Source organism: Psychrobacillus sp. FSL H8-0510 (assembly GCF_038008345.1).
Taxonomy (GTDB): Bacteria; Bacillota; Bacilli; order Bacillales_A; family Planococcaceae; genus Psychrobacillus; species Psychrobacillus psychrotolerans.
This window is the reverse complement of the sequence record NZ_JBBOYZ010000002.1, coordinates 62,065-83,175: the sequence shown is the minus strand read 5'-3', so window position 1 is coordinate 83,175 and position 21,111 is coordinate 62,065. Positions and strand designations below refer to the sequence as shown.

Annotated in this window: 29 protein-coding genes and 1 pseudogene; 9 read left to right on the top strand and 21 right to left on the bottom strand. The window is 37.6% G+C overall.

The window, feature by feature from the left end; translation table 11 throughout:
- Positions 1–46: 46 nt before the first annotated feature.
- The 5 genes from MHI40_RS20065 to MHI40_RS20045 all read left to right on the top strand — a co-directional run bounded on the left by MHI40_RS20065 (position 47) and on the right by MHI40_RS20045 (position 3,197).
- The gene (locus MHI40_RS20065) at positions 47–235 is read left to right on the top strand and encodes a hypothetical protein (protein ID WP_340764910.1); all 189 of its coding nucleotides are present in this window, start codon (positions 47–49) and stop codon (positions 233–235) included.
- A gap of 272 nt (positions 236–507) precedes the next feature.
- Entirely contained in the window at positions 508–915 is a 408-nt protein-coding gene (locus MHI40_RS20060) for a hypothetical protein (protein ID WP_340764908.1), read from the top strand.
- A complete protein-coding gene (locus MHI40_RS20055) occupies positions 906–1,886 on the top strand; it encodes a DNA adenine methylase (RefSeq protein ID WP_340764907.1) in 981 nt (326 codons plus the stop codon). The genes MHI40_RS20060 and MHI40_RS20055 overlap by 10 nt, the downstream gene beginning before the upstream one ends.
- Before the next feature lie 413 nt (positions 1,887–2,299).
- On the top strand, positions 2,300–2,575 hold the full coding sequence (locus tag MHI40_RS20050; protein WP_340764905.1) for a hypothetical protein: 276 nt from the start codon (positions 2,300–2,302) through the stop codon (positions 2,573–2,575).
- 52 nt (positions 2,576–2,627) lie between these two features.
- Complete coding sequence (locus MHI40_RS20045) at positions 2,628–3,197, top strand: DUF3267 domain-containing protein (RefSeq protein ID WP_340764903.1); 570 nt, start codon at positions 2,628–2,630, stop codon at positions 3,195–3,197.
- A gap of 58 nt (positions 3,198–3,255) precedes the next feature.
- On the opposite strand, the gene MHI40_RS20040 is transcribed toward MHI40_RS20045, so the two are convergent.
- A complete protein-coding gene (locus MHI40_RS20040; protein WP_445678054.1) occupies positions 3,256–3,519 on the bottom strand; it encodes a hypothetical protein in 264 nt (87 codons plus the stop codon).
- 256 nt (positions 3,520–3,775) lie between these two features.
- Here MHI40_RS20040 and MHI40_RS20035 point away from each other — a divergent pair, with 256 nt between their 5' ends.
- The 3 genes from MHI40_RS20035 (at position 3,776) to MHI40_RS20025 (ending at position 5,004) form a co-directional block, all read left to right on the top strand.
- Positions 3,776–4,540: a type II toxin-antitoxin system SpoIISA family toxin gene (locus tag MHI40_RS20035; protein ID WP_340764899.1), complete on the top strand. Its 765-nt coding sequence runs from the start codon at positions 3,776–3,778 to the stop codon at positions 4,538–4,540.
- A 46-nt stretch (positions 4,541–4,586) separates the two neighbouring features.
- A complete protein-coding gene (locus MHI40_RS20030; protein WP_340764897.1) occupies positions 4,587–4,778 on the top strand; it encodes a hypothetical protein in 192 nt (63 codons plus the stop codon).
- Positions 4,779–4,881: 103 nt separating this feature from the next.
- Positions 4,882–5,004 (top strand): hypothetical protein, encoded by a 123-nt coding sequence (locus MHI40_RS20025; protein WP_340764895.1) that lies wholly within the window; start codon positions 4,882–4,884, stop codon positions 5,002–5,004.
- Between the two features lie 204 nt (positions 5,005–5,208).
- On the opposite strand, the gene MHI40_RS20020 is transcribed toward MHI40_RS20025, so the two are convergent.
- From MHI40_RS20020 to MHI40_RS20000, 5 genes are all read right to left on the bottom strand, one after another.
- Positions 5,209–5,769: a hypothetical protein gene (locus tag MHI40_RS20020; RefSeq protein ID WP_340764893.1), complete on the bottom strand. Its 561-nt coding sequence runs from the start codon at positions 5,767–5,769 to the stop codon at positions 5,209–5,211.
- Between the two features lie 785 nt (positions 5,770–6,554).
- Complete coding sequence (locus MHI40_RS20015) at positions 6,555–7,055, bottom strand: hypothetical protein (protein WP_340764891.1); 501 nt, start codon at positions 7,053–7,055, stop codon at positions 6,555–6,557.
- Positions 7,056–7,627: 572 nt separating this feature from the next.
- Positions 7,628–8,035, bottom strand: a complete 408-nt coding sequence (locus tag MHI40_RS20010; RefSeq protein ID WP_340764889.1) for a hypothetical protein — start codon at positions 8,033–8,035, stop codon at positions 7,628–7,630.
- A 130-nt stretch (positions 8,036–8,165) separates the two neighbouring features.
- Positions 8,166–8,555 (bottom strand): hypothetical protein, encoded by a 390-nt coding sequence (locus MHI40_RS20005; RefSeq protein ID WP_340764887.1) that lies wholly within the window; start codon positions 8,553–8,555, stop codon positions 8,166–8,168.
- A 115-nt stretch (positions 8,556–8,670) separates the two neighbouring features.
- Entirely contained in the window at positions 8,671–9,099 is a 429-nt protein-coding gene (locus MHI40_RS20000; protein ID WP_340764886.1) for a hypothetical protein, read from the bottom strand.
- A 237-nt stretch (positions 9,100–9,336) separates the two neighbouring features.
- Between MHI40_RS20000 and MHI40_RS19995 the strand changes: the two genes are divergently transcribed.
- Complete coding sequence (locus tag MHI40_RS19995) at positions 9,337–10,401, top strand: tyrosine-type recombinase/integrase (protein ID WP_340764885.1); 1,065 nt, start codon at positions 9,337–9,339, stop codon at positions 10,399–10,401.
- A 186-nt stretch (positions 10,402–10,587) separates the two neighbouring features.
- Here the strand turns inward: MHI40_RS19995 and MHI40_RS19990 are convergent, their stop codons facing one another.
- The 15 genes and pseudogenes from MHI40_RS19990 to MHI40_RS19925 form a co-directional block, all read right to left on the bottom strand.
- Positions 10,588–11,481, bottom strand: a complete 894-nt coding sequence (locus tag MHI40_RS19990; protein WP_340764883.1) for a hypothetical protein — start codon at positions 11,479–11,481, stop codon at positions 10,588–10,590.
- A 48-nt stretch (positions 11,482–11,529) separates the two neighbouring features.
- The gene (locus MHI40_RS19985) at positions 11,530–11,949 is read right to left on the bottom strand and encodes a hypothetical protein (RefSeq protein WP_340764881.1); all 420 of its coding nucleotides are present in this window, start codon (positions 11,947–11,949) and stop codon (positions 11,530–11,532) included.
- Between the two features lie 72 nt (positions 11,950–12,021).
- Positions 12,022–12,669 carry a hypothetical protein gene (locus MHI40_RS19980; RefSeq protein ID WP_340764879.1) on the bottom strand — a complete coding sequence of 216 codons (648 nt, stop codon included), beginning with the start codon at positions 12,667–12,669 and terminating at the stop codon, positions 12,022–12,024.
- 240 nt (positions 12,670–12,909) lie between these two features.
- Positions 12,910–13,212, bottom strand: a complete 303-nt coding sequence (locus MHI40_RS19975) for a hypothetical protein (RefSeq protein WP_340764877.1) — start codon at positions 13,210–13,212, stop codon at positions 12,910–12,912.
- A 378-nt stretch (positions 13,213–13,590) separates the two neighbouring features.
- Positions 13,591–15,300, bottom strand: coding sequence for a zinc-ribbon domain-containing protein (locus MHI40_RS19970; RefSeq protein ID WP_340764875.1), 1,710 nt, complete (start codon positions 15,298–15,300; stop codon positions 13,591–13,593).
- 140 nt (positions 15,301–15,440) lie between these two features.
- A complete protein-coding gene (locus MHI40_RS19965) occupies positions 15,441–16,307 on the bottom strand; it encodes a zinc-ribbon domain-containing protein (protein ID WP_340764874.1) in 867 nt (288 codons plus the stop codon).
- 130 nt (positions 16,308–16,437) lie between these two features.
- Positions 16,438–17,388 carry a zinc-ribbon domain-containing protein gene (locus MHI40_RS19960; protein ID WP_340764873.1) on the bottom strand — a complete coding sequence of 317 codons (951 nt, stop codon included), beginning with the start codon at positions 17,386–17,388 and terminating at the stop codon, positions 16,438–16,440.
- Between the two features lie 348 nt (positions 17,389–17,736).
- A pseudogene (locus MHI40_RS23465) lies at positions 17,737–18,135 on the bottom strand (zinc-ribbon domain-containing protein); the annotation flags it as partial.
- 212 nt (positions 18,136–18,347) lie between these two features.
- A complete protein-coding gene (locus MHI40_RS19955) occupies positions 18,348–18,578 on the bottom strand; it encodes a hypothetical protein (protein WP_340764870.1) in 231 nt (76 codons plus the stop codon).
- A 73-nt stretch (positions 18,579–18,651) separates the two neighbouring features.
- The gene (locus MHI40_RS19950) at positions 18,652–18,861 is read right to left on the bottom strand and encodes a hypothetical protein (protein WP_340764868.1); all 210 of its coding nucleotides are present in this window, start codon (positions 18,859–18,861) and stop codon (positions 18,652–18,654) included.
- Between the two features lie 63 nt (positions 18,862–18,924).
- The gene (locus MHI40_RS19945) at positions 18,925–19,149 is read right to left on the bottom strand and encodes a hypothetical protein (RefSeq protein ID WP_340764867.1); all 225 of its coding nucleotides are present in this window, start codon (positions 19,147–19,149) and stop codon (positions 18,925–18,927) included.
- A 58-nt stretch (positions 19,150–19,207) separates the two neighbouring features.
- Positions 19,208–19,408 carry a hypothetical protein gene (locus MHI40_RS19940; RefSeq protein ID WP_340764865.1) on the bottom strand — a complete coding sequence of 67 codons (201 nt, stop codon included), beginning with the start codon at positions 19,406–19,408 and terminating at the stop codon, positions 19,208–19,210.
- A 166-nt stretch (positions 19,409–19,574) separates the two neighbouring features.
- The gene (locus MHI40_RS19935) at positions 19,575–19,793 is read right to left on the bottom strand and encodes a hypothetical protein (RefSeq protein ID WP_340764864.1); all 219 of its coding nucleotides are present in this window, start codon (positions 19,791–19,793) and stop codon (positions 19,575–19,577) included.
- Positions 19,794–19,956: 163 nt separating this feature from the next.
- Positions 19,957–20,661, bottom strand: a complete 705-nt coding sequence (locus MHI40_RS19930; protein ID WP_340764863.1) for an RNase H family protein — start codon at positions 20,659–20,661, stop codon at positions 19,957–19,959.
- Between the two features lie 36 nt (positions 20,662–20,697).
- A complete protein-coding gene (locus tag MHI40_RS19925) occupies positions 20,698–21,060 on the bottom strand; it encodes a hypothetical protein (RefSeq protein WP_340764861.1) in 363 nt (120 codons plus the stop codon).
- Positions 21,061–21,111: the final 51 nt, after the last annotated feature.

The window sequence follows — 21,111 nt, the reverse complement described above, 5'->3', positions numbered from 1 at the left end:
ATATATAATAGAACATCAAAATGAAAAAATTAAAGGAGAAAGATATATGAACCCATTAATACCCGCTATAGTTCTGTTAGTCGCGTTCGTTATTCTGTTGTGTTTCAACTGGGGAAGAATGAATGGAGCATCTGAGCTAAAAGAAAAGAACGCATTTAAACAAAAAGTGTTTTTATACGCTTTTGCCAGTGTCGTTATTGTGGTCGCTGGAATAGTAATGTTCGTACTAAAATAACAGACAGAACCTGACACCGTCTTCGGTAGATTCAGGTTCTTTTTTTGTCTACTATCTGAAATAAAGAACCTAAGTGAAAATGGTTGAGAATGCATATGATAAACAGCACAAGTGAAATAGGAGCGAACATTCGCGTGTAAAAAGGAGAAAGAAGAATCCATTGGATAACAGGTGAGGAAGAATAAAGGTAGGTATGTATTATATATGTTTTTTTATAAATGGTGTTTTGTTAGAAAGTAAAGGAATGAATAAAAACAGGGAGGGATTTATAAATGGCTAATGAGAGAGAGTTGGAAAAATTAAAAGAAATAGCCCATGATGTAGCAAAGGAGATCCTTGCATTTAAAAAATACGGAAGAATTATTCGTGTACATTATGATGAATCAGATGGAAGAAATCAGGGCCGGTGGAGTCATGATTACGGACTACAGTCTGACTCAAGTGAAAAAGAAGTCCCTTTTGAATGGAATGAAGACGATGATTATTGTGAAAAGCATTACGACGCATATGGTGTTATTGATGATTGTCCATTATTTAAAGAGTGGCAAGAGTTTGCGGAGAGAATAGCTGCAGAAAAGGCAAGTCTATATGGCGTCGAAATATTTACGGAATTAGAGGGTGTAAAATATCAAATTGGCCTTAGAGTAAAGGTAGAAAAGGAAAATCAAGCATGGTGGTAACTTGTTATTTTTGTAGAGAAACCGGGCCATTAGAAGATTTCGAAATGGATACGGTGAATAAACTTGGCTTTTGGTGTGAATGGTGTGATGGATTCACCTATTTTGAGGAAAAGATGAAGGAAAGACACCGCTTTACATTGATTCTGGAGGACAAAGAGGCTGAGAAGCCTAAAGTCGGAGCAATGCCTATCAAACTGAAGAAAAGCCTCTCACCACTTCGTTATCCGGGCGGTAAAACGCGGTTGGTAGACTATCTTTACAAACATTTGCAACAAGAGAATTCAAAGACCCTAATTTCCCCGTTTACCGGTGGCGGATCTTTCGAACTCGCGATGTTGGATGCCGGTGTGGTTGAACAGTTGCACTTAAATGACTTGGATTACGGGGTGTATTCGCTTTGGTGGACAATGTTACATGCACCGTACGCTCTAATAGATAAGCTTCAGCGAATTCAACCAACCCATGCGGATTACTTTAGAGCACAAGCAATGATTAAGCAGGATTATCGAGGATTAGACGCAGTGGATGCTGCTTGGGCAACACTTTTGGTCAATCGGACAGCTTACAGCGGAATAGTGAAAGCTAACCCCCTAGGTGGAAAGAATGGAACGAAAGAAGCGTTGCTCTCCCGTTGGAATCCGAAAGCTCTAATCGAGAAGATTAACCATATTCATTCGCTATCAGATCGGATTCAAATAACGCAAGAGGATGCAGCTGAATTGATTGAAGAGTCCTATTGGTTAAGCAACGCAACCATCTTTATAGACCCTCCATATGTTGAAAAAGGGAAGGATTTGTACCACTGCTATTACACGGAAAGAAATCATGTGGAGTTATCAACATTGTTGGACTCTCTGCATCAAGGGATGCCAGGTGCGGACATTGTCGTCACCTACGACTACAATGAATGGTTACAGGCCATCTATGAGTATCCAGAAACCGTTGTGATAGGAAGAAACTACAGTATATAGAAGTAAAAAAAGAAGGCAGAGTGGGGGATATCCATTCTGTCTTTTTATAGGTTTTGATTGCCTTAGTAAGCTCGGGAAATATATTCATAGCCTATTAAACAGAGATAGAACTGTTTAAAAGAATAATTCGTTTTCATTTGTATATGATGTCTTAGATGCAAAGAGGTTTCGCATTCTTAGGCGTACGGCCTCTAGAAAGCTGATTAATCATTGTAGTGGTATCAAAAACTAGAAGTAGTTAAAAAAGGACGTTCAAACTGCTTAATTTGAAGGTCCTTATTCTGTATACGAAAAAGTCTTGTCTATCTTTCCTTATGAGAGACTTGATATTAGGTGCATCACTGTAAATCCATATCAATATATCTTTAAAAACATATAATGCAAAAACATTAGAGAAGAACGGGGGAAATGAAGTGGACGGTTTATTGATTATTGGAGTTTTTATATTGGTATTTTTCTTTGCTTCTGGTTCCTTTATTGGTTCATATTATTTTAATGCGGCAAAAGATGGTAGTGAATATTTCTTGAAACGCTATAAAATATTTAGAATTATGATTATGCCGATCATTGGGTTTTGTGGCTTGTACATCTTTAGGGAATCCAAAGATGTCGATGGTATTGTATTCATGGTAATTTCTGCTGGTTTTTACACATCAATCCTATTCCTCAAGATATTTAAGAAAAAATAAAAAAGAGAACCCCCTAAGTATTAAGCGAAGGGAATGATAGGAGAGAATATGTATGGGGAAATCCTTTAAGGAAATAGGAATCATACAGAGAGAGAACAGTAAGATTTCCATGGCTCTTGCTATCGGAGTCTTTATTACTATCGTTATTGGGTGGGTTACGGCTAGCATTCAACGGGTATCGTATGGTTCCTATCTACAGCCTGACAAAGTAATAGAAACGATTTTTATCATCCCGACAATGCTGTTTTTATTGTTAGTGCATGAGGGTATACATGTCCTTTTTTTTCTGATGTATGGTAAAGGAAAGGCAAAGATAGAGGTGAAACTAGAGCGTAGCGTTGGTGCGATCATTATGCACCAGGTCAATCCCGAGGTCTATTACCAACGGAACGAGATGTTAGTAATTTTACTTGCTCCTCTTGTAATAATAACAGGCGGTTTGTTAATGCTTGACCAGATTGTTATGCTTCCATTTTTGTTTATGACGAACATTTTATTGAATTCTATCGGGAGTTCTGTGGACCTATATCTCTCTTATCAATTGTTATTCAGATATAAATCCCAGCATTTCATTAATTTCGATACGAAGGAACCGATACTCTATATTCATCAGAAAATATAACGGACTTCAAGAAGGCATCTTCCATTTAAAACGGAGGATGCCTTCTTCTATTAGTTTATTAAGCTCCGGCAATTATAATCAATAGCCAAAATCCGAACTTATACATAATGGTAACAGAACCAAGAATGACTCCAGTGATAGCAGCCCCTTTTTTCTCATTACGCATCCACGCAACTGCTCCTAAAATTATGGCTAGAAACCATGTCGGAAGTAAAAACCACCCAACTATTGGTATAAGACCTAACACTAATCCAACAATTCCAAGAATTAAGGCTGCAGTAGCTAATCCACCGACTTTGTTATCGTTATTCTCCAAAAACACTTCCCCCTTTATCAGTAGTAGTTCATTGTATGCATAGAGCACCAATTGCAATCATTTTGGATACTTAACCCCTACGAATGAAGTCTCGTTCGGACTGGAAGTCTAGTCATCTTTGTTTATAAAAATATTTTGTTCGAAAGAATCGAAGAATGATAGAATAGAAAGCATGTAAATGCTTACAATATAGTAGTTCGAAAAGAAAGGAAGCGATAGCTACTTATAAAGGAGAAGGATATGAAGAAGGGAGAGCGATGACATGATTCAGATTTTCGCAGGGGTATTAGCTATATTTGTGCTAGCTAGTTATATAGTGTATTTTTTCATGACTGACAAGTACAATTATAATGTTCGAAAGTGGAGAAAAGGATTGTATACCCTATTTGTACTAGGATTGATGGTTGCCTTGTTTTTTGAAATAGTGGGTATAGAGGATTGGAAAGATCTATTGATTTTGGGGAGTTTTGTATTCTTGGCAGATTTGGGAGTTCTCCTGACTCCAAGTGTGTCTAAATTCTTGAATACCGAGTTTGAATATGAGAGTTATGTGGAAGAAGTAATTAAGAACAACAATCAAATCAGAAACGGAAATATGCAACGTGCCAATTACATGTCTACTATGATACAAAATATAGACGATTATTTTCATGGGTTCGTCCTTACAAATGACCAAGAGCAGTTGGAAGAATACCTAAGAGTTTATACTGAACATTTTGGACTTAAGGTTTCTCTCTTTCTTATAAATTTTGGTTCTAGCAGTTCATTGGCGGATGATATTAAGCTGTCTCTTGACACAATTGAATTAAATTATTTGTTGGATTTGGGAAATAAGAAGGATAGTTTCAAAAAAACGCTTGCGAAATCAGAGATTGTTTCAATTGAGCAACATGGAATTATGATTGTTCCGATATTAACACAGGGTTACGCAATGTTAGCTGTATTAAGATCTGGAAGAGGCGAGGTTTTAGAGATAGATTCCACGCATATTGTAAATCTGACGTATCTCTATTATAATTTTACCTAAATATGCTATAATAGTAGAAAGAGTACAGATGAAGGAGGAGTTTTATATGACGAAAACAATGCAAAGACCAACAGAAACTGCCCAAGGAAGAAATATCAGTAATGTTACAGTAGCTGAAAAACGTCGGAATTCCGTTAGACCTCTTCAAACGACTCAGTTATCCGAAAAATCAGCTAGTCGATTAACTAGAAAAGTAAATGCTTTAAACGAGAAGATTTTAGAGTATGTAAATAAATAATTTTTGGAAGAAGAGGGTGCACTTCATGCATCTTCTTCTTTTTTTTGTATAAATTGTGGTTCATTGGTAAATGATGCTAGAAAAAGAAAAAGGAAGATGCCCCATGAGAAAAGCAACGGATAAGAAGAAAGTTACCCCATTAAAGGTGACTCAATTTAAGGGAGAAACAAAGATGGAAAAGGAAAACAATAAGCTCCTTAAGATGTTGAAAGAGCGTAGGGGATAATAAGACCAACAGAAAGTCTACTTAGAAGCAGTATTTTTGTTTTAGTTAATGATACACTACCACTCATAATAGATGATTAATTGGGATTGTTATTAACAATAACGTAAAGTATCCCTATTGTTATGGGGAGAAATACGTCATTCCCAACAAAACAAACAGCACCGGATACATTAGTGCTGTTTGTTTATATCTAATTTTGACTATTTAGATGTTTAAGTCAAAAAGATAAACATCTACCGAGGTAAACATTTTCTCGAAAACAACTAACAACTTATTACCGTTCAGAAGAACTTTTTTTACATGGCTCTTTTTATAATTCTTGAAATCATTGCTTGATGTTCTAGTAGTCGCTTTATTTTCATTTTCAAAAGCGGAAGGCGTGTCTGATTCTATTTTTTCATAGAAGAACCAGATAGACTCATCATAGACACTTACTCGAAAGTTTTCGTTGTCAATAGTAATAATAGCATTACCATATGGTCTTTCTACGGTTTTTCTTCCGTACAGTTCTTTATACTGCATCGTATGTGATGAAAGTAACGGGATATGGTGATATGTCATATGGCTAAACTTTTTCATATCACTGAATGCGTTAGTGTTTAGCAATGCTCTAAATCTTTCATAGGAAAGGGGCGTCCCTTCAAAATTCTCAATCAATTCTAAGATATAGTCAACTTTCTGTTTTCTTGGCAAGTTGTCGGGATTGAATTTCTCCAGCGTATCAAGTTTTTTCTCGTCTTTAAATAAACGTTTTAGCAGACTCATGTTGTTTTGTCCTCTCTGTTTTTCATTAATTGACGCACAAGGTTAAACGCTCCCTATTGTAAAATATATTTTACTATTGTGTTACGCTACTGTCAAGCTTGTTTTTGTTCGTCGGATAAGAAGAATACTTAAAGTTCATATGCATATGATGGGTTAGCTGGCTTGTTGTAAGGACAAATAATCAATATGTCGACCAAACACTTACAAGACATAGCCATGGGAAAGGCACACCTACTCAAATCCATGTCAGAATGGATTTAAAGTGCTAGGTTGTGGAAACCTCATCTGTCCGAAACTCCACATAAAAAAACGACCTCTAATAAGGGTCGTTTTTTTATGGAGTCTAGTTGTGAATATGCTCCAATAAAATATTTAATCGTGGAGTGTGTCGTAGGAATTAGATTTTTGTTCTAAAGGAAAGGAAACGAAACGCAACAAGAATAACTAAAAGTGTTTTAGATAAAAATACAGAGCTTCGTAACATGACAATTTTGTTCTGAGAATAAGAACGCAATGGAGAAATGGTATTTATTAGGGTGCTTTAAATTGACGTTGAGAGCTCGATATTTGTCGAAAGGTGGAGCTACATATACGTAGAGTTGCCTGAGACGATTATTAGTCAAGCTTATAATTGGTCAAAACGTTGCTATTACTAGGGTTAAAGAGGATTTATGCGATATAAAACTTTGCAAATCAGATAAACACATGCAAATTGTGGAAATAGAAATAAAAAGACACCATCAGTCTAAAATCTGAAATGGTGTCTTTTCTAAATTGGAGAGTATTCAAAATAAATCTACATTAAGGTCTATGTCTAGTTGTTCCGGGGCATTAATTTCTGTCGTTATATCCTTGCCAACCTGAATTCTGGCTATTCCGGATGCGATATCGACAGCTATTTCTGCACTATCAGAAAGTTCAACTTTTTTTTCTTTCTTCCAAACCAAAGTGCTCTTGAAAAAGTTCGCATTTTCTTTGATAAACAGGGAGAAGTCAGCGAATGGGGAAGTTAAATAGGATAATGAAGATAAGCTAATCCACAGAATCAAACGCAAAGGCCATGTTATCAACCATGCAGCGGCTAATATAAGCTCCAGGATAAACATAGACAGTGCAGAGACTGCCTCTATCAATGAGTCTAAAAGATCCAAAGCTATTCCTACATATTTATATTTTCTCAACACATCTAAAACATCTTCTATTTTATCAATGCAAATCATGGGTAACATCAGTATGCAAGCGAGTATTTTTACTAATAAATCCATAGCAATAGATACTAGTCTCATGGTTTTCATCTCCTTAAATATACTTACTACATAATACGCAAAACTAAATATTGTATTCATGATATGCAAGGGATAGGATGGTGTTCGGGAAAATTCCTGAAAGTTATATTAGAATAACATTTAGAAAAGATAACATGGTAATATTCCATTGATTTAGCATCGTGATTGCAAAGTCTGGATTTTGGACAACGATTTATCACGAATTTTTCGTCCTGTCTCCGAAAATCTACAAAGCCTTGCGGCATCTATGTTTATTCGTAATTTTTTGGACTAAATTTGTTACTGTTTTTTAGGAATTGCCTGGTTTTTCAGCAAGGAACGGATGGAGAAAAGGGGACATTTTGAGCGTCCTTGCAAAATCTTTAACTATTCCAAAAAGATATGTTTTCGGAATAGTTGGGTGTATACTTATTTGACTATGCAAAAAAGACCTGATGATTCTTCAATTGGAGTGCAAGTCCAATGAAAAGTTCAACAGATCTGTTTGTCATAACCGATGTATGGTTGGTGTATCCATGGAAGCGAAGTGTTTGTCGGTTATGTGGTTTCATTATGAGTTATTCTCCAGATTTTTATACTAAGACAAGTTCTCTATCATTAATTAACTTTCGAAATGTTCTAGTGTTTTTTACCGTATATCCTGGAACCACTCGTAAATATAAATTATCCCGAATAAGATGATCGCCATCTTGATCTACTAATGTAATTTCTAATCTGCAAATCTTCTGGGATAATTTGATAATATCCTCCTGAATTGAAATATAACTTTCATTGATGGCACCATTGATTGTTTGCCATTGGTCATTATAGCCGCGAGTGTCTTGCGTCGAATACAACAAATATCGATGCGTTTGCAACTCATTGATTGTTTCCATCAAGAGCATTAAGTCTTCTTGTTCGAAACCTTTTGTTGCGTTAACCAGGATACCAACCGCAACAATTTCTTTTTCTTTCATCGATAAGACTTCCTTTCCATTCATAGTGTCTTATCTTATGCAAAGGTTCTCTACTCAAAACCTTATTTATGGTCTATGAAGTCGCATCATTAGCAAAATATGAATGAAAAGCAAATAAAAAAGACCATTAAAGGTCTTTTTTTAGTCACGTTATTCAAACTATCCCGATATCGCCAGTTCCTATTTTTATGTTATTTAACAAAAGGAAGCGAGTAAGGAAATTAAGAGCATCTTCATGTTCATTGTCTTTATACAGAAGTTTATTTTGTTTAGTTTTTGCTTGAATAATCGCAAGTGTTCCGTTAAATTCTTCAAACTCTAAGCAAACAATCGGCCTATTTTGTTTACTGATTGTTGCCAAAATCAATTTTCCATCTAATGCTTTTTGGTCATAAAAACCTGGTAGACTTAGTGCGTTTTCCATTAATAATCCCAAATATTTAATTTCTCTTGCAGTATTTAACAGTTCGATTTTAAATCCGTCATTTTCCTGTTCTGTAAAGATGGCACGTACTTCTGGCGAATAGTTTATTGTTTTAGACATGTGATAATTATCCCCTTTTATAGTTCGATGTTGGACATCGCCTTTTTATTTTGTAACGGTCCATTATATACATGAATTCGTTATTCAATTACTTATTACTATACAAAAAAGAGACCTATTGAGGGTCTCTTTGGATTTTTTCCCATTCAGCAGCTGGCATAAGACTGTCTGTTATGAGCGAAATGTTATTTTTCTGCATGAACTGAGCAATAAATAAAATTAATCTCGAGTCATTTTCACTATTTATGTTTAATCGTTTTGATTTTGTGATGACTCTCGTCAGAGCTAACCTTCCAAATAGAAACTTGAACTCCAAACAGACAATTGGATGTTTACCTATGTCCAAGGTAGCCATGATAACTTTACTTTCTAGAACCTCTTCTTCATAAGGGAAAAGTCCCTCATGCATATATAATTGTAGATATCGAAGTTCTTTTATTGTCTGCAACAGTTCGATACTTAGTCCGCCTACTTTTTCTCCAGTAAAAATAGTACGAATTTCTGTCAAATAGGAAATATTGTTTGACTGTTGATGCTCTTTCATTTTTAGCGATTTGATAACGACATCCCCTTTTAATTTTAAATATGTAGTATTGTATGCAATCTTATGTGCCTCAATCACTTCTAACTAATCTGAAAAACTCGTTTTTTGGATTAGATAGCAAATATTTACTATAAAGTAATATTTTACTTGCATTATTATTTCCAATATATTACAATTAAAATAGGCAGGAGACCCCCTTCCCTGCCCCACTACCCGAATGAAAGTGAGGAATTCATCATGAATCAAGAAATCAACCAAGAAGTTCGGGAAAAAGTTCGGGAAAAATCAGAACTGTTACCAGACTTCGCTGTAGACTGCCTCTTTTCTATAGAAGCAGCCAAGTCCCCTAAAACCCTTTATGAATATACAAAAGACTGGCTTCTCTTTTTCGATTACTTAGTAGACATGAAAAAAGTAACAGCTCCCTCCTCTAAATATATAACTGTAGAAGATTTAGAAAAAGTAAATGAGCGTGATCTTCTTTCTTTCTTTGACCGCCTTACGAAATATGTAAGAAAATTTGAAACAGCAAGCGGGAAACCTACGGAACAGACATTCAAGAATGGTCCTCAAGGAAAAGCACGCAAACTTGCCAGCATTCGGACATTATATCAATACCTAATCAGACGAAAGTTTCTGTCTATAGACCCTTCTGTCTATGTAGAATTCAAGATACCGTCCAAAAGCAAGATCCGCAACAGGCTAAGTCCAAATGAAATACAGTCCTATTTCCAAGCAATACTAGGAGATGTAGAACTCACAAAAGCAGAGCAGAAGTTTCATGGCAAAGTAGTCGAGCGTGATTACATTATCAGTCTTTTCCTTGCCTATATGGGGCTTCGCGTAAGCGAACTTGCTGCTCTAGACATTTCCGACGTCACAATCAACCAACAGGATGATCAGTCACACATCATTGTTACCCGTAAAGGTGGAGACGAGCAATCCATTGCGATGCCTGAGCAAATCATCGGAGATGTTGAGGGGTTTATAGAGGTGAGAAAAAGTATGAAAGACATCCCAAAATCAGAGAACGCCCTCTTCCTTTCATTACAGAAAAAGAGGATGAACAGTCGTACGATACGCCAAATGATTGAAAAATATAGGATGCGTGCAGGGATTCAAAAGACTGTCACACCCCATGTGTTCAGGAGGACGTTCGGAACCAAACACTACAACGATTACGGCGATATGTACTTGACCGCACGTGTACTTGGTCACTCCTCAGCAGAGACGACGAGAAAGCACTACGCGGATCCAGATGAAAGTAGAGAAAGAAAATCAATGACCGGTTTTAAATATTGAAAAAATATAGGAGAAATCGTTCATAATTTGATTGCAAAACACAGTATAATAATTCATACTAAATTTATTCCTTCTGTTTTTATAAAAGCTCGAATCGTTTTAAGCGGTTCGGGTATTTTTATATTTTCGAACTACTGAAACAGAAAAAAAGCCCCCGCATTATCTGCGAGAGCCTTATCTATGCATCTATTCGGAAAGTACCGTTAGTTGCTCTGACAATTCCTTATATGATGACCGAGCCGTTTCATAAGTGATTTCCTTTAACAATTTAGAAGAAAGAGCAGCTTTATGCTTGTCGATTTCTTTTTGTCCTTCCTCTGTGGTTAACCATTGATTTATTTCTCGATGTTTTCGATAGCTAGGACTTGATTCTTCATCAATCGCTTTATACCTTACATCATATGCAGCCGATTCTGAACGATTTTGTAAACGCTCATCAAATGAGCGAATTTGGCTAAGAATGTTCTGTTTCTTTAGTTCAAAGAGACTTGGAACGCCTCTAATAACGCTAATACTCATGCCAATATCCACTGGTCGATTATCCATAACGCCTAAGTCCGTCCATTTTTGTTCTCGTTCTTTCCAGTCATTTTCCGTTAATCCTTCCAGCCTGTCGACATTGTTCCAATAGCCATATTCCGAAACGCCAGGAGTCTGTTCCCACAGCTTTCTGATCTCATTGTGCTCTGCATACAGGAGTACGTAAATACCTTCTTCTGCAGGGAGTAAGATTAATTCGCAATCGAGGTCAATTGCTGGATCTCGTTGCTGCGTTTCTTGCATACGTTGATACCTGCTTTCGATACGTTGGTAGGATAACCGGAGCGGATTTAGTCCTTCAAAGATACTCTCTCCTTTTCCTTCCATTCCTCTGATGTCTTGAAGATGTTGTGCAATAAACTTCTCTTTGCCAAGTATCGCGAGATTGTCTAAGTCGGAAGCTACTAGATTTGCGATATATCGCTCATACAAGTCCTTCCTTAATTTCTCTGAAACTGACTTGAAATTAAGAATAAATTGATTTAACTCCTGAAGATTCATTGCTGGTAGCCGATATCCGTTGTATATTTTTGTCGACATGTGTATGTCCCCCTTTTAATTAATTTCCTTAGGTAAAGCGTTAGAGGATTACAAATCCTCTCTACCAAAAATCTCACGAAAGACGCTTTCTACATCAGTGGCATCTTCAATATAATAGTAAGGTTCAGGTTCGCATGGACCTACATGAGCAGCAAAATAATGCTTGCCATTTTTATCTTTTACTAGATACGAATATTCAGAGCCTTGCAGATCTTCTTCTATCTGGTCCTTATTAGGAAACTCTAATATTTCATAGCTATATTGATGTTTTTCAATCGTCCTTCCAAATAACTCCGCAATAGCAAATCCTTCTACCATTGAATCTTCTGGCATTAATTTATACAGCGTTTGAGTCATTTTCTCTTTAGGCTGAAGATTTTTGTCAAAAGCTACTGTAACGTAAATATAGCCTTTCTGTAGTAAAATACCTCCCAAATATAATTCGTTTGTTTGTATGATTGCACCCATAATAAATTCCTCCTAGTGTTTTTATTATTTTTCCTGGTCCTTATCTTCACCTAACATATAGAATCTCTTAACTTAGCTCAGTAAGTCTATTCGGAATATGAAATCCGCATCAACAGAGAAGTGATGTTGTTTAGGAATTACTTCTACTCCAAACGAATCTTTCTTCTCGCCTACAGTTACTTTGAAGTTGTTGTCAGAAGATAAAAAGAAGCCGATGAATTTCGATAATGAAAATGCTCCTTCACGAAATTGATAAGATTCTTCATTAGAGAACTCACCGTTTGTACAAGAGTCGGATTTTTTAACATACACCCCATAATGCTTATTCGATGAAGCTGCATCATCCACCAATGCTTGCATGGTAACCAGTACGTTTTCAAATTCGAAGAAATCATACATTTTACTTTCTATGTTTTCGATAGAAGCAACCTTCGCTTTGTAAGCTGCTAATTCTTCTTCAATGATAACTAGTGCTTCCTGTGACATGCCGTGTTCCCCCATGATTCCAGTGATATCTTCTGCGATGAAGTCTGCATTCAAAGAGCCTATTTTGTACTCTTTATCTCTCACTGCAAAATCAATTGTGCCAACGACTTCTTTTCTAAATTCCTCTACTGTGCTCTTTACCTCTACTTTAATGTCTGTAACATAATTAATCATTTGAATTCCTCCTGTTTTATCTAGATTTCCTTTTAATAATCCTTCTGTTTCTGTCGCCACTTCACTTTTTATACCAATCCATTTAGATTCGATATGAATCCCTCCATTTCCAGATGTTCTGAAGAACGCCTATTATTTATTTATGACTTAGCATTATAGTCGTAGCTTGGTAGAATAATTCATGGACGATGAAAGGATTTTGTTCTAGTGATATAGACGGATTGATTAATGTTATGAAGTAAACCAGAGAAAAGAAAACGAAAAGAAAAGCCATCTCCTGAAAGATGGCCCATCGTGTTATCAGTCTTTGATGTTTAATCGCTTCTTGAAGTACGCAATCTCTTCTGGAGTGGATCTTCGCAGGTTTTTGAAAGAACCAAAATCTTCAATGGTTCTCGAAGAGCTATAACCGTCTCCTTTACGCTTCCAGTTCACGTACCGAACATTGCCCAGATATTTCTCTCGAACCGTGCCAATCTGCATAATCCAAGACTCATCTCTTGGGTACACATCATTAGGGGGACTGACCATTGTCCAAAAATCACCCTCTCTTACTTCTACGCCATGTTCATTAATAACCGAACCTTTAGTTGCTGTTGTCATCTTAACCTCTCCCTTTTCATATCATTCGCCTGTCCAACAATAATCCAGCAGTTGCTCCTGTGTAAGCTGCTCGTAAAGCCCCTTTTTGACTGTTGTTGCTCTATCATATGGGGTGCAGCCGGACATTATGCGGTTTGTTTTGTTCTAGGGATGTTCAATCACTTTGTTTTGGGACTATTTTAATCTTGTTGACTTGTTTTGAACTTAGATATTTTAATATTATAATGTCGGATAATCTGTTGTGTTATAAGTGGAGCAGAGAAAGATTAAGAAGGGTTCTGGTTGGGATAGCCTCTGTATGGAGGAATTCTTCAGGTTCGGAAGAGAACTCTTGTAGCCCACGCAAAATAGTTTGCAACTATGTGCAGGCTTTGGTGATTAGGATGTTTTCTGTTCTTTGCGTTCTGTTCTGCAAGATGAACAGTAACGATGACCGAGTATTCCAGAGTTCGTTCTGCTGTATACTGATGCTTCCCAGTAATATCCGTGCTTGCACTGCCACCATACTTTTTTATTTGTACCGCAAGGCAAATTGTTCACAATAATCTCCCCATTTTTGGCGGGATGAAATTCTTCAGCGATTTTCGGATAGCCATGAATCAGGTATTTCACAGGTGTACATTCTTCACATGATGGATTGCCCAGCTTCCCAAGTTTGGTACGATCATTGACAGTAGCTTTCCAACTGTTGCCATGGCTACATTGCCACCACACGGTTTTATTGGATTTAACAGAAAGTTTATCCACGGTAATCTCTGCGTTTTTGTTGGGATGAAACTGTGCTGCTACTTCAGGATGATATTGAACAAGGGAGTTCTTCAAAGACACGTAATTTCCACTGCAATATGGGCATCCATGTCCTTTTGTTCTACTGTAAATCTTTGCATTCCACTCATGGCTTGAAGCACAAAGCCACCAAGCTTTTCTGTTGCTACCAAAGGGAAATTGCTCAGGAGTTAAAAGACCATTTTTACTAGGGTGCCATTCTTTCGCAACTTCTGGAAACCTTTCAAGCAATGAATTTTTTACTTCTAAACGGTCCAATAGTTGGTATATAGCCATTTGGTCACGTGAAATATTTATATTTGGAATACTGTCACTTTTTGACATAACAGATACCGTTTCTACTATTTGGCGAATTATTTCGGACATCGTGTTCGAATTATGGTCCAAGAAATAAAAAGAAACTAGTGGATTAGATGATTGGTAATCAGGGCAACCGAACTCTCTGACCCGAATTAATTGAATGTCACCCATTGTTTGTTTTATTAACTTATCTTTTGCTAAATCCTTTTCACTGTCTTTGTGAAAATAGGCTCCATCGTATTCTATTGCAAGATTAATACTTGGAATGAAGATATCTAAACTTCTTCGAGTATTAGATATTGGATATTGCGAAATGGCATCTGGGGCTATCTTGCAAATATAAAAATAAATGCAGAGCTCCGGAAAAGAAATCTTGTTGCTTGCATGGCAAACCGGACATCCACTCCCTAGAGTTCTACTCCCGACTTTAGCTTTCCACTCATGATGATTTTTGCAAACCCACCACACTTTTTTTTGACTTTGAGTTGATACTTTATATGGTGATATATCTAAATTTTTGGTCGGATGCCATTCCTTTGCCAATTCTGGCTTTAAGAGGGCTAATGAACGTTCTGGAGTTGCATTCCTTCCGCTACAATAAGGACAATTAGTTCCTTTCCTCGTTCTAGATGATATTGCTGCTTCCCATTCATGTTGATTTTTGCATTTCCACCATACTTTACGTTTTGTTCCGTATGAAGTTTTATCTGGTGTAATTTTGCCGTTCTTTGTAGGATGCCACTCTTTTACAACTTCTGGATATCTGAAAGACAATGTTCGTTCTAGTGTCAATCGTTTGCCAGCACAATACGGACAGCCACGTCCACTCGTTCTGCTATGCACTACTGCCTCCCACTCATGCTTATGCTCACATTGCCACCAAACTTTCTTACCGCTCCCTTGTGTAAGTTCTCCAGGCTTCAACTCCCCATTCTTCGTCGGATGCCACCCTTTTAAGAGCTCCTGATAATCCTCAATCGTTTTCTTCTTTGCTTTTTCCATTCGTTGAACTCCTCCTATAATTGATGCGTGTTGCATCTTATGCAGGAGTGAATCTTTCATAAAGCATGAGTGTCGTTTGGAAGTGGACAAGTAAAGCTGACAAAAAGAAAAAGCCTGCAGCTATGTGCAGACCTTGGTGATTAGGAGGTTTTCTGTAGTTTACATTCTGTTTTGCAAGAGGAACAGGAAGGATGGCCGTGTTTGCCAGAACTCGTTCTATGATATACGGGTGCTTTCCAGCAGAAACCGTGCTTGCACTTCCACCAAACTTTTTTATTAGACATAACAGAAAGTTCATCCACAGTAACTTCCGCGTTTTTGTCAGAATCAAACTCTCCCGCTAATTCAGGATGATTTTGAACCAAAGAGTTCTTCGAAGACACGTAATGACCACTGCAATACGGGCATCCATTTCCATGAGTTCTACTATTGATTGTCGCTTTCCACTCATGATTTTTATCGCATTTCCACCAAACTTTTTTATTACTTTGAGAGGATACCTCATTTGGTGTTAGAACCGAATTTTTGGTCGGATGCCATTCTTTTGCCAATCTTGAATTCAAAAAGGTTAAAGAGCGTTCAGGCGTTGTGACTTTTCCACTACATAAAGGACAGCCTTTACCTGAAGTTCTGGAGTTAACTTTAGACTCCCATTCGTGTCCTTCTTCACATCGCCACCAAGCTTTACGGCCAGTCCCATATGAAATATTATCTGGCGTAATCTCTCCGTTCTTTGTAGGATGCCATTCTTTTGCAATTTCAGGACTCATGGATGCTAAGGATTTTTCGAATAAAAGTTTCTTTCCGCTGCAATAGGGGCAACTGTGCCCTTTGGTTCTGTTGATTACCATTGCCTCCCATTCGTGTTCTTCTTCACACTGCCACCAGACCTTCTTACCACTCCCTTGCGTGAAATCTTTGGGTTGTAGCTCATCATTCTTCGTCTGATGCCATTCTTTCATCAGCTTCGGATAATCTTCGATCGTTTTCTTCATTGCTTTTTCCATTGTCATTCTCCTCCAATAATTGTTGCGTGTTACATCTTATGCAGGAGGGAATCTTTCATAAAGCATGAGTGCCGTTTAGAAGAGAACGAGAGCAACAAGAAAAAGCCTGCAGCTTTGGCAGACCTTGTGATTACGCGACTTTCAGTTGTTTTCGTTCTGTTTTGCATGAGGCACAGGAGCTATGTCCCAAATTTCCTGAACTTGTTCTTCTGATGACTGGTGCTTTCCAACAAAACCCATGCTTGCACTGCCACCAAACCATCTTATTGCTACCAAAAGAAACGCTGTCTGGTCGTAGTGAACCATTTTTCTCCAGATGCCATTCGCTTGTGATTTCGGGATGTGTGACAGCTAACGCCCGCTCTTTGACTAATTTTAGCCCAGAACAATAAGGACAACCGACACCATATGCTCTACTGTACGCATTGGCCTCCCACTCATGCTCTTTCTCACATAGCCACCATACCTTTTTATTGCTTTTGGCGGGCGTCTCCTCTGCTCGCATTGTTCCGTTCTTCACTGGGTGCCATTCTTTAGCTATTGCTGGATATAGAAAAGATAGACTTCTATCTGGGGTTAATCTTTGACCTGCACAATAGGGGCAACCTCTACCACTTGTTCGGTTGCTGATGACCGCGTCCCATTCATGCCCTTGTTCACACTTCCACCAAACTCTTTTTCCATTTCGTGCGGATATTTCGTCTGGTTTCAGCTCTCCATTTTTGGAAGGATGCCACTCGATTGCTACGAGGGGGTACAGGGAGGCTAAGGAATGCTCCGGAGTAAATCTTCGACCGGAACAATACGGACAGCCATCCCCCGCCTGTCGCCTATTAGCCGAAGCTTTCCACTCGTGTCCTTGGCTACATTGCCACCAAACTTTCCGATTGCTTCCAAACGTGATATTTTCCGGGCTTAATTTCCCGTTTTTCGAAGGATGCCATTCTTCAACAAACTGAGGATGTGTGTGCACGATTGAATTAGCTCGAGCCAATTCCTCGATAAGTTCGTAGATGTGTTCTTCATCTGCTGTGACATCTACTTTGGGCACCCATTGACCTTCTATGACCGAGTCATCCATGATCTTGGTGATTGTGTCGGACAGAGTGTTGTTCTCATCCAAACAATACAGCAGTGTGGCTTCTCCAACAGGGTTGTATGTAGGGCAATCCTGTTCCCGCACACGTATCAATTTGGTTGTAGGCATGTGTTTCGCCAGAAGTTCATCCTTTTTCAGATCTCTTTTTAAGTCCTGGTGATAATAACTCCCATCATATTCTATAGCGAGATTTAAGGAAGGGATAAAGATGTCTATACTCATCCGAGAATGAGGTATTGGATACTGACGTTCTGCGTCGGGGTGCAGGCTATGGATGTAATAATAGATACATAGTTCGGGAAAAGATGTTTGCGTCCCCTCGTTGCATTTGGGACAGCCTCTCCCGCGTGTTCTGCTCCCAACTGCAGCCTTCCATTCGTGTCCCTTGTAACATTCCCACCACACTTTTTTATCGTTTCCAAATGACACTTCGTCTGGTGTGAGCTCTCCGTTTTTTGATGGATGCCACTCTTTTAGGAGCTTTGGATAACGGAAAGCCAAGGTGCGTTCAGGAGATAACTTGTGCCCGGAGCAGTAGGGACATCCACGCCCTGACGTTCTTTTTGCAATAGTAGCCTCCCACTCATGCTTCTGTTCGCACTGCCACCAAACCCTCTTTCCGCTTCCATAAGAGAAATCTTCCGGACAACTACCTGCATTGTTGGTCGGGTGCCACTCTTTTACAAGTCTCGGATATTCTGCCAGCGATTTCTTCTTTAAACTTTTCATGTATAAAGCCCTCCCTTGCTTGATGCGTGTTGCATCGTATGCAGGGAGTCATTGGATTACCGTTGTTTTCAGCTCTAACAATTCGAATGATAATTCTTTTGTTCTATGTAAAGAGAATACAAAAAAACCACCCATATATATGGATGGTTACTTTATCTTCAACTACTTAAAACTTTCCTTTTTACATACCTTTTTACTATTGAGTTCCTTTTTTACAGTTTGACAAGCGTTTCCTTCCTAAACTCCAAACCCTTCGCAGCAATGCACATGACTACAAATCCTAAAATTCCTACGACTATTGCTTTTATTGCGAATGGAAATAACCAAGCAAACAAAGCCCAACCTAACGTAACTTTCCCCAATGCTAATGCAACTCCAACCGCAATAGCTGCTGATGAAGCAATTATTACCCAAAACGCAATTTTCATTATAAGATCTTTCATTAAAATCTCTCCCTTTAAATGCCTTTTTACTTTCTGTATGGCTACGTACCTTTTTAATTAATTTCTATTTAGCTCACCATTTTTCTAGGGCTTTCATCGCGATCCATCCTGAAACAAAACCAATAAACCCAAAGATCATCGATTTTATTGCAAATTGAAACGACCATGAAAATATAGCCCAACCTAATGCAACTTTCCCAAAAGCAAGTCCAACTCCAACCGCAATAGCTGCTGATGATGCAATTATTACCCAAAACACAATTTTCATTATAAGATCTTTCATTAAAATCTCTCCCTTTCTATAGCTTTCTATGCCTTTTTACTTTCAATTTACCTTTTTATAAGATTAATTTTCTTTTGCGTCCCAAGGTGCCCAAAATTTCATAGCTACACACGCAAGTACAAAACCTACAATTCCAAATATTATTGACTTTATTGCAAATGGAAATAACCATGAAAGTAAAGCCCAACCTAACGTAACTTTTCCTAAAGCTAATCCACAACCAACCGCAATAGCAGCTGCAGATATAATTAACGACCAAAATATAATCCACATAACCAAATCTCTCATCTAAATCTCTCCTTTTCTATATTCCTACACTTTTTCCGTTTCTATTTGTCCTTTTTTCTTACCAAACACCCATTTGTTTTCCGATTTTACAATACGCAAACAAAAAGCATGCACATAAAAGTAAAATTGCTATTCCATTTTTCAGTAGAAACATACTAGGAAATATAGTGACTATCACAACAATTCCTAATACTACAAAAAATGTAAGCATTGAAAAAACAAAACCAATAAATAACCAGCTGTTGTTCGCTTCTTTCATTTTGAAACCACTCCTTTTTAGATAATTCCTTTTTATTTAGCCTAAGTAGCCGCCATGTTTGTTGAAGATGTTGTATTATATTCAAAACCACCCAGCTTACTACTTGGAAAACCAAGCACAAAAAAACTCCTTAGAGAAGGAGCGTTGATGGACCTATTTATTAAATTTATAAATCGTAGCTAATATCAAATTTTGATGTGATCCAACCGAACAGAATAATATAAAGAGCACCTAATATTGTCATTGGAATAAAAATAAAGAATAAAATTATGGGATAAGAAATGAAAAAATATCCAAAAATCATACTAATGCCAACCCCAAACGCTCCTGTTGCTCCAAATAGCAACAATAGTAACACTTCCTTATCTAATGCCCAGTTTTTCATTTTTACTCTCTCCTTTTCAAGTTTGAATTTTACTTGTTATATTAGTCATCTTATTCAAACGGTTTATTGATTAGAACAAGTTCTTTACTCACAATTAATTAATTGAAGCAAACCAACAAAAAAAACCACCCCCTCTAAGGAGATGGTCAGTATATCATGTTAATTAAGCGATTTGTCCGTGTTTACGCATCATATCAAAGAATATTTTGTCTGGTCTGATATCTAAAGCTTGCTTCGCTAAACCGTCCGCAATCTCGTTGAAATCGTCACCCGTATGAGCATCTACTTTGCAGAATTGGACACGCATCTGAGGATTCTCTCTAAAGAACTTCTGACACCAGTCGTAATAGACTTTAGAAAACTCGTTTGATCTTTCCCATACTCCAAGTGCATGTAAGGCAACTCCTTTGTAATCGAAGAATATGATGATGTCTTGAGCATTTACCGATTTAGCATATGTCATAGCCTTCATTGCTCCAAGTAATTCCCCACCAATTTGTTGCATTGCTGCTGCTTCTTTATTTTTTCCAGCTGTCTTTTCCAAATGTAGGATCTTGCCGTCTAACACATAAACTATGCCACAGCTATAGTTATTCAGTTCAGAAGATGAAGAACCGTCAACATAACAATGAATTGCATCCACGGGAAGTTCATCTTCCCCCTTGACTAAATAATCTTTGGACTTAATATAAGCTAGAGCGTCTTTCTCATTCTTAAACGACTTATATTCTGGGGATACGCCATGTACCGACTTGTTAATACCCACGACCAGTTGTTTGGCAGCTTCCCATTCTGTTTCAATCTTTGCAAATACCGCTTCCTTTTTGTTTAAATCATATCCTTTTCGTATCCCATACCATTTACCCATTCTTATTTCCTCCTCTTGTTAGGTTCTAAACAATACTCATTTGCTTATCAAAATCCGCATGACGGGAATCGATGCGAAACCATCCCGAACATAACTGTGGAATCGATGCCATCCATCAATAAGCCATTCGTAATCATCTTCCACATTTTCAAAAACGGGATATTGTTCTTCGTGACACGGAACATCTCCATTTCGCAAATATTGTTCATGATATTCGTCGAAGTTTTTATAGCTTTCTTTCAGCTCAGCAAACGACATGCATCTTTTTTTTGCTTCTTCTACAGTTATCCATTCTACTTCATACTTCACGTCGTTATAATGCTTCTTTTCCAGATACGGAAAAGCTTCTACGGATTCTATTGCTAGTAGTGGCAATTCTGAGTATCTGTAAATAACCATTAAAGTCTTCCCTCCTTAAATAGAGGTTTTTCGCCTCTCCCTTTCTTATGA

Excerpts from the sequence above, each read along its gene's own strand:
- MHI40_RS20065 (WP_340764910.1), top strand. The coding sequence starts at position 47 with ATGAACCCATTAATACCCGCTATAGTTCTGTTAGTCGCGTTCGTTATT.
- MHI40_RS20060 (WP_340764908.1), top strand. The coding sequence starts at position 508 with ATGGCTAATGAGAGAGAGTTGGAAAAATTAAAAGAAATAGCCCATGAT.
- MHI40_RS20055 (WP_340764907.1), top strand. The coding sequence starts at position 906 with ATGGTGGTAACTTGTTATTTTTGTAGAGAAACCGGGCCATTAGAAGAT.
- MHI40_RS20045 (WP_340764903.1), top strand. The coding sequence starts at position 2,628 with ATGGGGAAATCCTTTAAGGAAATAGGAATCATACAGAGAGAGAACAGT.
- MHI40_RS20035 (WP_340764899.1), top strand. The coding sequence starts at position 3,776 with ATGATTCAGATTTTCGCAGGGGTATTAGCTATATTTGTGCTAGCTAGT.
- MHI40_RS20030 (WP_340764897.1), top strand. The coding sequence starts at position 4,587 with ATGACGAAAACAATGCAAAGACCAACAGAAACTGCCCAAGGAAGAAAT.
- MHI40_RS20025 (WP_340764895.1), top strand. The coding sequence starts at position 4,882 with ATGAGAAAAGCAACGGATAAGAAGAAAGTTACCCCATTAAAGGTGACT.
- MHI40_RS20020 (WP_340764893.1), bottom strand. The coding sequence starts at position 5,769 with ATGAGTCTGCTAAAACGTTTATTTAAAGACGAGAAAAAACTTGATACG.
- MHI40_RS20015 (WP_340764891.1), bottom strand. The coding sequence starts at position 7,055 with ATGAGACTAGTATCTATTGCTATGGATTTATTAGTAAAAATACTCGCT.
- MHI40_RS20010 (WP_340764889.1), bottom strand. The coding sequence starts at position 8,035 with ATGAATGGAAAGGAAGTCTTATCGATGAAAGAAAAAGAAATTGTTGCG.
- MHI40_RS20005 (WP_340764887.1), bottom strand. The coding sequence starts at position 8,555 with ATGTCTAAAACAATAAACTATTCGCCAGAAGTACGTGCCATCTTTACA.
- MHI40_RS20000 (WP_340764886.1), bottom strand. The coding sequence starts at position 9,099 with ATGAAAGAGCATCAACAGTCAAACAATATTTCCTATTTGACAGAAATT.
- MHI40_RS19995 (WP_340764885.1), top strand. The coding sequence starts at position 9,337 with ATGAATCAAGAAATCAACCAAGAAGTTCGGGAAAAAGTTCGGGAAAAA.
- MHI40_RS19990 (WP_340764883.1), bottom strand. The coding sequence starts at position 11,481 with ATGTCGACAAAAATATACAACGGATATCGGCTACCAGCAATGAATCTT.
- MHI40_RS19985 (WP_340764881.1), bottom strand. The coding sequence starts at position 11,949 with ATGGGTGCAATCATACAAACAAACGAATTATATTTGGGAGGTATTTTA.
- MHI40_RS19975 (WP_340764877.1), bottom strand. The coding sequence starts at position 13,212 with ATGACAACAGCAACTAAAGGTTCGGTTATTAATGAACATGGCGTAGAA.
- MHI40_RS19970 (WP_340764875.1), bottom strand. The coding sequence starts at position 15,300 with ATGGAAAAAGCAAAGAAGAAAACGATTGAGGATTATCAGGAGCTCTTA.
- MHI40_RS19965 (WP_340764874.1), bottom strand. The coding sequence starts at position 16,307 with ATGGAAAAAGCAATGAAGAAAACGATCGAAGATTATCCGAAGCTGATG.
- MHI40_RS19960 (WP_340764873.1), bottom strand. The coding sequence starts at position 17,388 with ATGGATGACTCGGTCATAGAAGGTCAATGGGTGCCCAAAGTAGATGTC.
- MHI40_RS19955 (WP_340764870.1), bottom strand. The coding sequence starts at position 18,578 with ATGAAAGATCTTATAATGAAAATTGCGTTTTGGGTAATAATTGCTTCA.
- MHI40_RS19950 (WP_340764868.1), bottom strand. The coding sequence starts at position 18,861 with ATGAAAGATCTTATAATGAAAATTGTGTTTTGGGTAATAATTGCATCA.
- MHI40_RS19945 (WP_340764867.1), bottom strand. The coding sequence starts at position 19,149 with ATGAGAGATTTGGTTATGTGGATTATATTTTGGTCGTTAATTATATCT.
- MHI40_RS19940 (WP_340764865.1), bottom strand. The coding sequence starts at position 19,408 with ATGAAAGAAGCGAACAACAGCTGGTTATTTATTGGTTTTGTTTTTTCA.
- MHI40_RS19935 (WP_340764864.1), bottom strand. The coding sequence starts at position 19,793 with ATGAAAAACTGGGCATTAGATAAGGAAGTGTTACTATTGTTGCTATTT.
- MHI40_RS19930 (WP_340764863.1), bottom strand. The coding sequence starts at position 20,661 with ATGGGTAAATGGTATGGGATACGAAAAGGATATGATTTAAACAAAAAG.
- MHI40_RS19925 (WP_340764861.1), bottom strand. The coding sequence starts at position 21,060 with ATGGTTATTTACAGATACTCAGAATTGCCACTACTAGCAATAGAATCC.